The organism is Pseudomonas sp. TE4620, assembly GCF_056279045.1.
In genome coordinates, this window is sequence record NZ_JBWBQO010000001.1 from 544,268 (window position 1) to 556,610 (window position 12,343).

General features: G+C 63.9%; 11 protein-coding genes. 2 read left to right on the plus strand and 9 right to left on the minus strand.

Annotated features, from left to right (window positions below; translation table 11 throughout):
• Positions 1 to 21 precede the first annotated feature (21 nt).
• On the minus strand, positions 22 to 2,508 hold the full coding sequence (gene plsB, locus ACZ9A3_RS02560) for a glycerol-3-phosphate 1-O-acyltransferase PlsB (protein ID WP_045193647.1): 2,487 nt from the start codon (positions 2,506 to 2,508) through the stop codon (positions 22 to 24).
• Between the two features lie 222 nt (positions 2,509 to 2,730).
• On the opposite strand from plsB, the gene ACZ9A3_RS02565 reads away from it, so the two are divergent.
• Positions 2,731 to 2,940: a cold-shock protein gene (locus ACZ9A3_RS02565; RefSeq protein WP_038996759.1), complete on the plus strand. Its 210-nt coding sequence runs from the start codon at positions 2,731 to 2,733 to the stop codon at positions 2,938 to 2,940.
• Positions 2,941 to 3,027: 87 nt separating this feature from the next.
• On the opposite strand, the gene ACZ9A3_RS02570 is transcribed toward ACZ9A3_RS02565, so the two are convergent.
• From ACZ9A3_RS02570 to ACZ9A3_RS02585, 4 genes are all read right to left on the minus strand, one after another.
• Entirely contained in the window at positions 3,028 to 3,405 is a 378-nt protein-coding gene (locus ACZ9A3_RS02570) for a hypothetical protein (protein ID WP_093386702.1), read from the minus strand.
• Positions 3,406 to 3,422: 17 nt separating this feature from the next.
• Positions 3,423 to 4,235 carry a putative RNA methyltransferase gene (locus ACZ9A3_RS02575; protein WP_093386699.1) on the minus strand — a complete coding sequence of 271 codons (813 nt, stop codon included), beginning with the start codon at positions 4,233 to 4,235 and terminating at the stop codon, positions 3,423 to 3,425.
• Entirely contained in the window at positions 4,235 to 5,386 is a 1,152-nt protein-coding gene (gene dapE, locus ACZ9A3_RS02580) for a succinyl-diaminopimelate desuccinylase (RefSeq protein ID WP_010224867.1), read from the minus strand. The genes ACZ9A3_RS02575 and dapE overlap by 1 nt, the downstream gene beginning before the upstream one ends.
• A 108-nt stretch (positions 5,387 to 5,494) precedes the next feature.
• Complete coding sequence (locus ACZ9A3_RS02585; protein WP_093386695.1) at positions 5,495 to 8,086, minus strand: glycosyltransferase; 2,592 nt, start codon at positions 8,084 to 8,086, stop codon at positions 5,495 to 5,497.
• Between the two features lie 289 nt (positions 8,087 to 8,375).
• On the opposite strand from ACZ9A3_RS02585, the gene tcdA reads away from it, so the two are divergent.
• Positions 8,376 to 9,197, plus strand: coding sequence for a tRNA cyclic N6-threonylcarbamoyladenosine(37) synthase TcdA (gene tcdA, locus ACZ9A3_RS02590; protein ID WP_045193641.1), 822 nt, complete (start codon positions 8,376 to 8,378; stop codon positions 9,195 to 9,197).
• Here the strand turns inward: tcdA and ACZ9A3_RS02595 are convergent.
• From ACZ9A3_RS02595 to ACZ9A3_RS02610, 4 genes are read right to left on the minus strand one after another with little or no spacing between them, the layout of a single operon-like run.
• Positions 9,176 to 9,586: a SufE family protein gene (locus ACZ9A3_RS02595; RefSeq protein WP_093386692.1), complete on the minus strand. Its 411-nt coding sequence runs from the start codon at positions 9,584 to 9,586 to the stop codon at positions 9,176 to 9,178. The genes tcdA and ACZ9A3_RS02595 overlap by 22 nt on opposite strands.
• Positions 9,583 to 10,788, minus strand: a complete 1,206-nt coding sequence (locus ACZ9A3_RS02600) for an aminotransferase class V-fold PLP-dependent enzyme (protein WP_476252107.1) — start codon at positions 10,786 to 10,788, stop codon at positions 9,583 to 9,585. The genes ACZ9A3_RS02595 and ACZ9A3_RS02600 overlap by 4 nt, the downstream gene beginning before the upstream one ends.
• 54 nt (positions 10,789 to 10,842) lie before the next feature.
• Positions 10,843 to 11,877: a 2,3,4,5-tetrahydropyridine-2,6-dicarboxylate N-succinyltransferase gene (gene dapD, locus ACZ9A3_RS02605; RefSeq protein ID WP_045193637.1), complete on the minus strand. Its 1,035-nt coding sequence runs from the start codon at positions 11,875 to 11,877 to the stop codon at positions 10,843 to 10,845.
• Between the two features lie 42 nt (positions 11,878 to 11,919).
• Positions 11,920 to 12,282: an ArsC family reductase gene (locus tag ACZ9A3_RS02610; protein ID WP_093386686.1), complete on the minus strand. Its 363-nt coding sequence runs from the start codon at positions 12,280 to 12,282 to the stop codon at positions 11,920 to 11,922.
• Between the last annotated feature and the right edge of the window lie 61 nt (positions 12,283 to 12,343).

Consider the following 12,343-nt stretch of genomic DNA (forward strand, 5'->3'; position numbering starts at 1 on the left):
AAAGGCACTGGCCAGTATGGCCTATACCGCAGTTTCGGTGGCTTCTTCGCTGCGCTGCAGGGCGACCTGGCGAATCGACAGGCGCACCTCTGCCGACAGCACGCGCTTGGCCGCGCCCTCGGCCAGTTCGCTGAGTTTTTCGTGGTAGCCAAGTTTGCCGTTGCTGTCCGGGCGCAATACGCCTTGTTCGATCTGGGTCTGGATGAAGTGGCGGAACAGGGTCTTGTCGAAGAACTCCGGGGCGTTCAGGCCATGCAGAATCGACAGGCGCTGGGCCATGATCACGCACAGGTCTTCCAGCTCTTCGGCGCTCAGGGTGTGCTGGCCGCTGTTGAGCAGCAACGCGGTAGCCATGTAGAAGCGCTGCAGGGTCTGGGTGATGGCCCGGGCCAGCAAGGTCAGCAGCACGAACTGCCGCGAACTCGGTGCCGGGCGCAGGTACACGCCGTTCTCGAAGCGCAGCAGGCCCTGTTCGACGAAGGCCTCCAGCCACTGGTCGACCACCGCGTCCAGCTCATCGAGCTCCCAGCGAATGAACAGCTCCGATTGCAGGTACGGGTACAAGGCCCGGGTGTACTGCAGGATCAGTTCGCGGCTCATCCGCGAGCTGCTCTGGAAGAAGCTCGCCAGCAAGGCTGGCAGGGCGAAGATGTGCAGCACGTTGTTGCGGTAGTAAGTCATCAGGACGGCGTTCTGCTCGTCCAGGTAGAGGATTTTGCCCAGCGCATCGCTTTGCTCGGCCAGCAGGTCCATGCCCTTGACGTGGCTGATCAGCGCCAGGCCATCGCCTTCAGGCAGGGTGGTGTGCGGCGAGTAGGGCACCTTGCGCAGCAGCGCCAGGTACAGGTCCAGCACCCGCGCCAGGGCGCGCTCGTCCAGGGCCAGGCGGCTGGTGGAGAGCAGCGCCAGGGCCACCAGGTTGACCGGGTTGATCGCCGCCGCCTCGTTCAGGTGCTGGGCGACTTTCTCGCCCAGGCGCGAGGTGGTTTCGTTGAGCCAGGCCGGGCGGAACTGCGGGCCGTGCTCCTGTTCGCGCCAGCCGGGTTGCTGCTGGTCGAGGAAGGCGCCGAGGCGGATCGGCTCGCCGAAGTTGACCGCCACCTGGCCGAAGCGCTGCTTGAGCGCGCCGATGACCTTGAAGATGTCGAAGATAGATTCTTTTTTCTTGCTCGCCCCGCGCAGCTCGCCCAGGTAGGTGCGGCCTTCGAGCACCCGTTCATAACCGATGTACACCGGCACGAAGACGATTGGCGTGCGCGAGGAGCGCAGGTAGCTGCGCAGGGTAATGGCGAGCATGCCGGTTTTCGGCTGGAGCATGCGCCCGGTGCGCGAGCGGCCGCCTTCGACGAAGTACTCGACCGGGAAGCCCTTGGTGAACAGGGTGTGCAGGTATTCGTTGAACACCGCGGTGTACAGCGGGTTGCCCTTGAACGTGCGGCGCATGAAGAACGCCCCGCCACGGCGCAGCAGGCCGCCGATCACCGGCATGTTGAGGTTGATGCCGGCGGCGATGTGCGGCGGGGTCAGGCCGTTGCGAAACAGCAGGTAGGACAGCAGCAGGTAGTCGATATGGCTGCGGTGGCACGGCACATAGATGACTTCGTGGCCCGGGGCGATGCCCTGCACCTGCTCGATGTGGTTGACCTTGATGCCGTCGTAGATCTTGTTCCAGAACCAGCTCAGCACCACTTCAAGGAAGCGGATGGCGGTGTAGGTGTAGTCCGAGGCGATCTCGTTGCCGTAGCGCAGGGCCTGGGCTTCGGCTTTGGCCAGCGGGATCTTCTCGCGTTCGGCTTCATCGGCGATAGCCTGGCGCACCAGCGGGTCGTGGACCAGGCCCTTGACCAGGTTGCGGCGGTGGGAGATGTCCGGGCCGATGACGGCGGTCTTGAGGTTGCGAAAGTGCACCCGCAGCAGGCGCTGGGCCATGCGCACGGTGCGCTCGTGGCCCTTGTTGTGCTGCACCAGCTCGCGCAGGTGGATCGGCGCCGAGAACTGCACGCGGGTCTTGCGCCCCAGGATCAGCACGGTGAGCAAGCGCCGCAGGCGCCCGGTAACCGCCCAGCTGTCGGCAAACAGCAGCTTCCACGGGCTGGATTCGCTGGCCGGCGACTGGCCCCAGAACACGCTGACCGGGATGATCTGCGCGTCTTCTTCGGCATGCTGGCTGATGGCGTTGACCAGCCGTGCCAGGGTCGGCGGGGCGCCGCGCTTGTCCTGGCGGCCGAGCCAGTCGGGCTCCGGGGTCAGGTAGAAGAACGCTGCCGGCTCGTGCAGGGTGCCGACGGCGACCGGCAGCACCGGGCGTGGCAGCCCGGCTTTGGTGCATTCGCGGTCGAGCACCGCAAGGTCGGTGAGCGACGGCGACTGCAGGGCGTAAAACACCGGCCGGCTGCGATCCAGGTTCAGGGTAAAGGATGACTGGTTGATGGTCTCGGAGCGAACCCACAGGTACAACAGGCGACGCAGGGCGCCGAAGATCAGGCGGCGCAAGGGGGAACGGGTCATACGGTGTGTGCTCTGGATGAGATTTTTGAGTATTTGCTCAGTCGACTAGTGTGCCGTATCTGCGCAAGTTCAGCAAAAAGCGCCCCGGTCATGAAAATTAATTTAAGTGTGTCATATACTCGGTCCGCCGCTTGCAAGAGATTTGTGCAAGCTGCGTCGGCAGGGGGCCGTGACCCCTCTGCATGCAAGGCGATTCCAAAATAAAAATCCGGAGTAGTGCAGATGTCGTCTCGTGAGACTGGAAGTGTAAAGTGGTTCAATGACGCAAAAGGTTACGGTTTCATTCAGCGTGAAGGTGGCGCGGACGTGTTCGTTCACTACCGTGCCATCCGCGGGGAGGGGCATCGCACCCTGCTCGAGGGGCAGCAGGTCGAATACAATCTGACTCAGGGCCAGAAAGGCTTGCAGGCAGAAGACGTAGTCGGTCTGTAAGCGCCGGGCCACAAGCCTCGAGCCTGGGCCCACCAGCGAAAAGGCCCGCCGCCGGACGACCGGGGCGGGCCTTTTCGAAGACAGTTTTCAGCTGGTCCGCCAGGTGATTTCCTCTTCACCGTCGGCACTGATGCGGATCCAGCGATCGGCATCTTCTTCACCTTCTTCCTCGACCCAACTGCCCGGTGCACAGCGCACTTCGACGTTCAGCGCGGCAAAGGCTGCGCGTGCGCAGGCAATGTCATCATCCCACGGGGTCTGGTCGCTCTCCAGGTAAAGACTGTTCCATTTGCCCACAGCCTTCGGTAACCAGGTAACTGGAATGTTACCGGCCCTGCACTTGTAGGTCTGGCCTTTCTGCTGCCAGTCGCTGCACGGGCCAAGCGCTTCGCTGAGCCAGGCAGCGATCTGCTTGTGGTCGACCTCGGCGTCTTTCAGGTAGATCTCGATATCGGGTTGGCGCATAGGGGCTCCGGGTGCGCTCAGTCTTGGCGCACAAAATAATCGTAACGCATCGATACCGTGACCTCGAAAGGCTCGGCCTGGTCGATGACGCGCGCGCGTTTCTCGGCGCTGGCACGCCAGCCATGAGGGGTCATGGCCAGCAGGTCGGCGCGGGCCTTGCCGTCGGCAAGGCTCAGGCGCAATTTCAGGGTTTCGCTATGGGCGTGATGCATGCCCTCGGGGACCAGCGCCAGGTGCTTGTCGTCGCTGTAGTCGCGTACTTCATCGTAGAGCTTGTGGCGCAGTTCGATCAGGTGCTCGTTGGTCGGGCCGACGCGCATCAGGCCGCCGCCGGGGCTCAGCAGGCGCAGGGCCTCTTGCCAGTCCAGCGGGCTGAAGACACTGGCGAGGAACTGGCAACTGCCATCGGCCAGCGGTACCCGGGCCATGCTTGCCACCAGCCAGGTCAGCGCCGGGTTGCGCTTGCAGGCGCGCTTGACCGCCTCGCGGGAGATGTCCAGGGCATAACCGTCCGCCTCGGGCAACGCCTGGGCGATTTGCGCGGTGTAGTAACCCTCGCCACAGCCGATGTCCAGCCAGCGCGCGGGTGCGCGTTCGGCGGCAAGCTCAGCCAGGCGGCGGGCCACCGGGGCGTAATGGCCGGCGTTGAGAAAGTCGCGGCGGGCCTCGACCATGGCCTGGTTGTCGCCCGGGTCACGGCTGTTCTTGTGCTGCACCGGCAACAGGTTCAGGTAACCCTGGCGGGCACGGTCGAAACGGTGCCCGGCCGGGCAGGCCACGCCATTGTCGAGGGTGCTCAGCGCGGCGCTGCAGATCGGGCAGGTGAGCATCAGGCAAGCAACCGGGTCAGGGTCTGGTAGTAGATTTCGGTCAGCACATCGAGGTCGCTGGCCAGGATCCGCTCGTTGACCTGGTGAATGGTGGCGTTGACCGGGCCCAGCTCGACCACCTGGGTGCCGAGGGTGGCGATGAAGCGCCCGTCGGAGGTGCCGCCGCTGGTCGATGCCTTGGTCTCACGGCCGGTGACCGCCTTGATGCTGGCCGACACTGCGTCGAGCAAATCGCCCGGCTCGGTCAGGAACGGCAGGCCCGACAGCGCCCAGTCCACGTGCCAGTCGAGCTGGTGCTTGTCGAGGATGGCGGCAACCCGCTGCTGCAGGCCTTCGACCGTCGACTCGGTAGAGAAGCGGAAGTTGAACAGCGCGGTCAGCTCGCCCGGTACCACGTTGGTGGCGCCGGTGCCGGAGTTGAGGTTGGAGATCTGGAAGCTGGTCGGCGGGAAGAACGCATTGCCTTCGTCCCAGTGTTCGGCAGCCAGCTCTGCAAGTGCCGGAGCGGCCAGGTGGATCGGGTTCTTGGCCAGGTGCGGATAGGCCACGTGGCCCTGTACGCCGCGCACCGTGAGCTTGGCGCCGAGCGAGCCGCGACGGCCGTTCTTGACCACGTCACCGACCAGGCTGGTGCTCGACGGCTCGCCGACGATGCACCAGTCCAGGCGCTCGTTGCGCGCGGCCAGGCGCTCGACCACGGCCTTGGTGCCGTGGTGGGCCGGGCCTTCTTCATCACTGGTGATCAGGAAGGCGACCTTGCCGCGATGGTTGGGGTAGTCGGCGACGAAGCGCTCGGTGGCCACTACCATGGCGGCCAGGCTGCCTTTCATGTCAGCCGCGCCACGCCCGCAGAGCATGCCGTCGGCATCGATCAGGGCATCGAACGGATCGTTCTGCCAGGCCTGCACCGGGCCGGTCGGGACCACGTCGGTATGGCCGGCAAAGCACAGCACCGGGCCTTCCTGGGTGCCATGGGTGGCCCAGAAATTGTCGACGTCTTCGATGCGCATCGGCTCAAGCATGAAACCAGCATCGCCCAGGCGTTGCATCATCTGTTTCTGGCAGTCGAAGTCCAGCGGGGTAACCGACGGACGGCGAATCAGGTCGCAGGCCAGTTCAAGGGTAGGCGAGAGGTCGGCTGGGGCCGTCATGGGGAGCTCCGGGGCAAGGCAGGGCACGAATTCGAGGGGGGTTATCTTATAGCAATTCAGAGCCCTGTAGGAGCGGCGCACCGCCGCTCCTACAGGTTATCTCAAGGCTCAGGAAGCCTGGGCCGGCTGCGCGGCATCCACAGGCTTTGGCAGTGACGACAGCATGGCCATGATCAGCGCCGCCAGGTAGGGCAGCGACTGCACCAGCAGCATGGTCACCCAGAAGCGCATGTCGTTGCTCGGCAGGCCCTGGACCAGGTAGATCCCGGCCGCTGCGCCCCACAGCAGCAACATGATGAACAGCTCTTCACGGGCCTCTGACAGCGCCACCAGCAAGCCATGGCTGTCGGCGTTCTTAGGCGTGCGGAAGAACGGGATGCTGCTGGTGAAGAAGCCGTACAGCACCGCCTTGGCGATGGTGTGCGACAGCGCCAGGCCGGCCAGGGCCGCGGCGAAGGCGTCCTTGAGGTTCACGCCCACCGCGCGGCGGTAGAGGAACACGATCTTGCCGACCTTGAACACGAACAACGCCAGTGGCGGAATCGCGAAGATCAGCAGCGGCGGGTCGACCCGCTGCGGCACGATGATCATCGCCGCCGACCACAGCAGGGCGCCGACGGTGAAGAAGATGTTCATGCCATCGGCGATCCACGGCAGCCAGCCGGCGAGGAAGTGGTAGCGCTGGCCACGGGTCAGTTCCGAGTCCTTGCCGCGCAACAGGCTTGCGGCATGGCGCTTGATGATCTGGATGGCGCCATAGGCCCAGCGAAAGCGCTGCTTCTTGAAGTCGATGAAGGTGTCGGGCATCAGGCCTTTGCCATAGCTCTCGTGGGAATACGCCGCCGAGTAGCCTTTCTCGAACACCCGCAGGCCCAGTTCGGCGTCTTCGCAAATGCACCAGTCGGCCCAGCCCAGCTCTTCGAGTACCGAACGGCGGGTCATGGTCATGGTGCCGTGCTGGATGATCGCGTCACGGTCGTTGCGGGTGACCATGCCGATATGGAAGAAGCCTTTGTATTCGCTGTAGCAGAGCTTCTTGAAGGTGCTTTCGTTCTGGTCGCGGTAGTCCTGGGGCGATTGCACCACGGCGATCTTCGGATCGGCGAAGTGCGGCACCATGTGCTTGAGCCAGTTGCGGTCGACACAGTAGTCCGAGTCGATCACCGCGATCACTTCGGCGTCCTTGGCGGTATGCGGAATCAGGTAGTTCAGCGCGCCGCCCTTGAAGCCCGCCAGGGGCGCGACGTGGAAGAACTTGAAGCGCTCGCCGAGCATCTCGCAGTGCGCCTTGATCGGCTCCCAGACCGCCGGGTCCTTGGTGTTGTTGTCGATGATCAGGACTTCGTAGTCCGGGTAGTCCAGCGCGGCCAGGGCGTTGAGGGTCTGTTTGACCATCTCTGGCGGCTCGTTGTAGCACGGTACATGCACCGAGACTTTCGGTCGGTACGCGGCGTCGGCCTGCACCGGCAGGAACTCCCGGCGGCGCTTGTGAATCCACACCGCTTCGGCCAGTTCATGGGCCTCGGTGAGCAGCACGATAAACACGCCAAGGGCGCCGAGGGCGAGCAAAAAGCCCACGGTGAGGCTGAACCAGGTGCTGTATTGCTGGCTGTAATCGTAGCCGATCCACACCAGCACCGAACCGCAGAGGAAGGCAATGAAGGTCAGGAAGGTCCGGCCGCGCTGGCGCAGGGCCGAGCCGTCGATCAGCAGCAGGGTCAGCGAGAGCATCGCCAGCACCACCGAGCCGACCGCCAGCACACGCCATTGCGGAATGGCCACCACCGGGCCTTCGAAGTTGAATTTCTGCTGGCGGGCAGCGTTGAACACGCCCCAGTAGGCACCCACCGAGCCTTCGTCGCTGGCCTTCCACGGCTGGTCGTAGGCTTCGATGACAAAGTAGTTGTAGCCCTGGCGGTTGAGTTTGTTGACCAGAGTGCGCAGGTAGATGGCCTGGTCAGCCGGGGTGGCATCGGCACCGCCGCGCATGCGGCCGTTGCTCGGCCAACCGACTTCAGACAACAGCAGCGGTTTGCGTGGGAATTGCTGCTTCAGATCGCGGGCACGATCCAGTACGAACTGGCCGGCATCCTTCATCGGGATGAACTCCCAGTACGGCAGGATGTGCGCAGCTACCAGGTCGGCATGCTTGGCCAGCTCCGGGTGTTCTTTCCAGATGTGCCACTGTTCACTGGTGGTCACCGGGACTTTTACTGCCGCGCGCACGCGGTCCATGTACTGAATCAGTGCTTCGGGGGTGATTTCCTTGCGAAACAGCGCTTCGTTGCCGACCATCACCCGCACCACGCTGCGCGAGCTGTTGGCCAGTTCGATGGCTTTGTCGATTTCCCGTTCGTTGCGCTCAAGGTCCGGGCTGATCCACACCCCCAGGGTCACGCGCAGGCCGAACTCTTCGGCCAGGCGCGGAATCTCGGCCTGGGTACCTTCCACCGTATAGATGCGGATGCTGTCGGTCAGCTTGCTGAGCTGTTCGAGGTCCTGGCGCAGTTCGTCCTCGCTGGGGTACTGGCCCTTTTGCGGGCTTTCGCCCTGGCGGAACGGCGAATAGGAGAAACCGGAAATCTGCTCCGGCCAGTTGGGGGCGGAAACCGGGCGGTTGATCAGCGCCCAGAACCCGGTGAATAGCGCGGCGATAGCCATGACTATTACCAGGTTAATACCAAATTTACGCGATGACATAGATAGTTCGGGTTCCGAAAGGTGGAACGGGCGGGCGCCATGAGGCGCGAATCCTGCGTGCTTCCTGCTCAGATTGTGTAAGAACAGGTCGGTGGCAGAAGATTGGATTGGCTTCAGGAGCTGAAGTTCTTAGCCCGTACTTTTGTCGTCCAAGTCTTTGGATTGCATAGGACATTAAAGCAGGATTACAACTGCCTTGACCAATGCATGACTCGGGTGGCGGCCACGGCAGGGTGTCATCGCACCCCAAGAGGCCTATAATACGCGCCGGTTTTTTCGGGGTTGGGCCATGAGTACAGAAGATCCACGCTTTGCCGGTGTCGCCCGGTTATACGGTGACAACGGCCTGCAGCGCCTGCGCGAGGCCCATGTGGCTATCGTCGGTATCGGCGGGGTCGGCTCCTGGGCGGCCGAAGCCATGGCCCGCAGCGGCGTGGGCGAAATATCGCTGTTCGACCTCGATGATGTCTGCGTCAGTAACACCAACCGCCAGCTGCATGCCCAGGAAGGCAATATCGGCCGGGCCAAGGCCGAGGTCATGGCCGAGCGCCTGCGGGCCATCAACCCGGCGTGCAAGGTGCATGCGGTGGTGGATTTCGTCACCAAGGAAACCCTGCCCGAGTACATCGGCGAACACATCGACTGTGTGATTGACTGCATCGACAGCGTCATGGCCAAGGCCGCGCTGATCGGCTGGTGCAAGCGCCACAAAGTCACCATCATCAGCACCGGAGGCGCCGGCGGGCAGATCGATCCAACCCAGATCCGTGTCGCCGACCTGAACAAGACCTTCAACGATCCGCTGGCCTCGCGGGTGCGTTCGACCTTGCGCCGCGACTATGGCTTTTCCCGCACGGTAACCCGCAACTACAGCGTGCCCTGTGTGTTTTCCACCGAACAGCTGCGCTACCCCAAGGGTGACGGCAGCGTCTGTCTGCAGAAGAGTTTTGTTGGCGAAGGGGTTAAGCTGGACTGCTCAGGCGGCTTCGGCGCGGTGATGATGGTCACCGCGACCTTCGGCATGGTCGCCGCCAGCAAAGCGGTGGAAAAGCTTGTGGCCGGCGCTCGGCGCCCGTCCGAGCGCCAGGCTCAGACACCTGCGGCAAGCTGAGCCATGCGTTGCAGCACGGCGTTCAGGCCGTTGCTGCGCGAGGGTGAGAGCTGGCGGCCCAGGCCTAGCTGGTTGAACCAGGCGGGCAGGTCCAGTTGCGCAAGCTCAGCGCTGGACAGGCCCTCGACCCGCACCAGCAGCAGCGCCAGCAAACCGCGGATGATCCGTGCATCGCTGGCGCCTTTGAAGCGCCACTGACCATCTTGCTGTGCCGCCACCAGCCAGACCTGGCTTTCGCAGCCATGGACTCGGTTGGCTTCGGACTTTTCTTCTTCGCTCAAGGGCACCAGGTGCTCGCCCCATTGCATCAGCAGGCGCGCGCGTTGTTCCCAGCCGGCTGCTTGTGAGAACGAGTCGAGGGCTTGCTGCGCAGCGACAGGCAGGCTCATCGCAGCAGCTCCAGGGCCTGATCCAGGGCGTCGAAGAAGCGTTGCAGGTCGTCGGAGTCGTTGTACAAGCCCAGCGATACGCGGATGGCACCGTCCAGGCCGAGGCTTTTCAGCAACGGCATGGCGCAGTGATGGCCGGCGCGTACGGCGATGCCCTGTTCGGTGAGCATGTGGGCCAGGTCAGCGTTGTGCACGCCCTCGACCACGAAACTGGCCAGGGCCACTTGCGGCTGACCGAGCAGGCGGATGCCTTCGCGGTCGTTGAGACCACGCAGCAGGTGGCGGTGCAGGCCGGCTTCATGCTCTGCAACAGCATTGGCATCCAGACCGGCCAGGTAATCGAGGCTGGCCCCGAGGCCGATGACGCTGGCAATCGGCGGCGTACCGGCTTCAAAACCCAGGGGCGCCGGGCGAAAGCTGGCGCTGTGGTAGTCGGCGACCTGGACCATCTCGCCGCCGAACTGCCAGTGTCGCAGGCGCACCAGGGCTTCACTGCGGCCGTAGAGCACACCGACACCGTCCGGGCCATAGAGCTTGTGGCTGGAGAACACGTAGAAATCGCAGCCCAGCTGGCGAACGTCGTGACGGCCGTGGACCACGCCCTGGGCACCGTCGACCACGGTTAGCGCACCTTGGGCCTGGGCATGGGCCAGCAGGGGCTCCAGCGGCTGCCAGGCGCCGAGGACATTGGACAGCTGGCTGACCGCCAGCACCCGGGTACGCGGGCCAATCAGTTGCAGGGCAATGTTCAGATCGATCAGGCCGCGGTTGTCCAGTGGCAACACCACCAGCTTGAGCCCACGACGCTGGGCCAGCTGTTGCCAGGGCAGCAGGTTGGCATGGTGTTCGAGGGCGCTGATGGCAATTTCGTCACCGGCCTCGAACAGCGGCTCAAGCCCGTAGGCGAGCAGGTTCAGGGCCGAGGTGGCGCCGTGGGTGAAGACAATCTGCTGGCTGTCGGCGGCGTTCAGCCAGCCGGCGACCTTGTCGCGGCTGCGTTCGAAGGCCTGGGTAGCCAGGGCGCCGGGCAGGTGTTGGGCACGGTGCACATTGGCAGCACCATGGCCGTAATAGTGGCTCAGGGCATCGAGCAGGAGTTGCGGTTTTTGCGTGGTAGCGGCGCTGTCCAGGTAGGTCTGGTGCTGGCGTTGCAGGGCGTCGATGGCTGGGAAGTCAGCGCGCCAGGGGGAGGGCTGGAACATGATGATCGGACCTGAAAATCGGGCCTGGCGTTAGGCCAGACCCGATGGTACCACTTAGTTGTGGGCGTGCAGCGCTTCGTTCAGCTCGATGGCCGACTTGTGGGTCTTGCACTCCACCGCGCCGTTGAGCGAGTTGCGGCGGAACAGCAGGTCGGTCTGCCCTGCCAGGTCGCGGGCTTTGACCACCTTGACCAGCTGGTTGTTCTCGTCCAGCAGGTTCACCTTGGTGCCAGCGGTGATGTACAGGCCGGCTTCGACGGTGTTGCGGTCGCCCAGCGGGATGCCGATACCGGCGTTGGCGCCGATCAGGCAGCCTTCGCCAACCTTGATGACGATGTTGCCGCCACCGGACAGGGTGCCCATGGTCGAGCAGCCGCCGCCCAGGTCCGAACCCTTGCCGACGAAGACGCCCGCGGAAACACGGCCTTCGATCATGCCCGGGCCTTCGGTGCCGGCGTTAAAGTTGACGAAGCCTTCGTGCATGATGGTGGTGCCTTCGCCGATGTAGGCACCCAGGCGCACACGGGCGCTATCGGCGATACGCACGCCGGCAGGGACGACGTAGTCGGTCATTTTCGGGAACTTGTCTACCGAGAATACTTCCAGCAGCTCGCCCTTCAGGCGCGCTTCCAGTTGCTGCTCGGCAAGCTCGGCCAGGTCGACGGCGCCCTGGCTGGTCCAGGCAACGTTTGGCAGCAGCGGGAAGATCCCGGCCAGGTTCAGGCCATGTGGCTTGACCAGGCGGTGCGAGAGCAGGTGCAGTTTCAGGTAGGCTTCCGGGGTGGAAGTCAGTGCGGCGTCTTCGGCCAGCAGGGTGACCACCAGCGGCTTGTTGCTTTCGGCCAGGCGGGTCAGCAGTGCGGCCTGGGCAGCATCGACACCCTTGAGGGCTTCGGCCAGCTGCGCGGCCTGGCTGGTGCTGAAGGCGATCGCCTGGTTGCCGCCTTCATAGCCCAGGACCGGGGCGATGGCCGCGACCAGCTCGGCAGCCGGGTTGATCAGCGGTTGGGCGTAGAAGACTTCCAGCCAGGCGCCTTGACGGTTCTGGGTGCCGACACCGAAGGCCAGGCTGAACAGGGTAGTGGACATGCAGTTACCTCTTGCGAAATTGAATGAAAGCTCGGCGCCGGGTTACTGAAGGGCGGCCGCGTACAAATCAGGCTTGAAGCCGACCAGGGTCCGCTTGCCGAGGTCGAGCACAGGGCGCTTGATCATCGACGGCTGGGCCAGCATCAGTTCGATGGCCTTGGCCTGGTCGAGATCGGCCTTCTGGGCGTCGTCGAGCTTGCGGAAGGTGGTGCCGGCGCGGTTGAGTACCGTTTGCCAGCCATGTTCATCGCACCAGCGCTCAAGGCTTGCACGGTCGATGCCCTGGGCCTTGTAGTCGTGGAAATCGTAGCCCAGGCCCTGCTCTTCGAGCCAGGTGCGGGCTTTCTTCATGGTGTCACAGGCCTTGATTCCATAAAGGTGCAATGGCGTGTCGCGTTTGGTCATGTCTTGCCCCCCTGGGAAAAAATGGTGAAGGATTATGCCATGGTCGGCGGCGTTGGGTTGG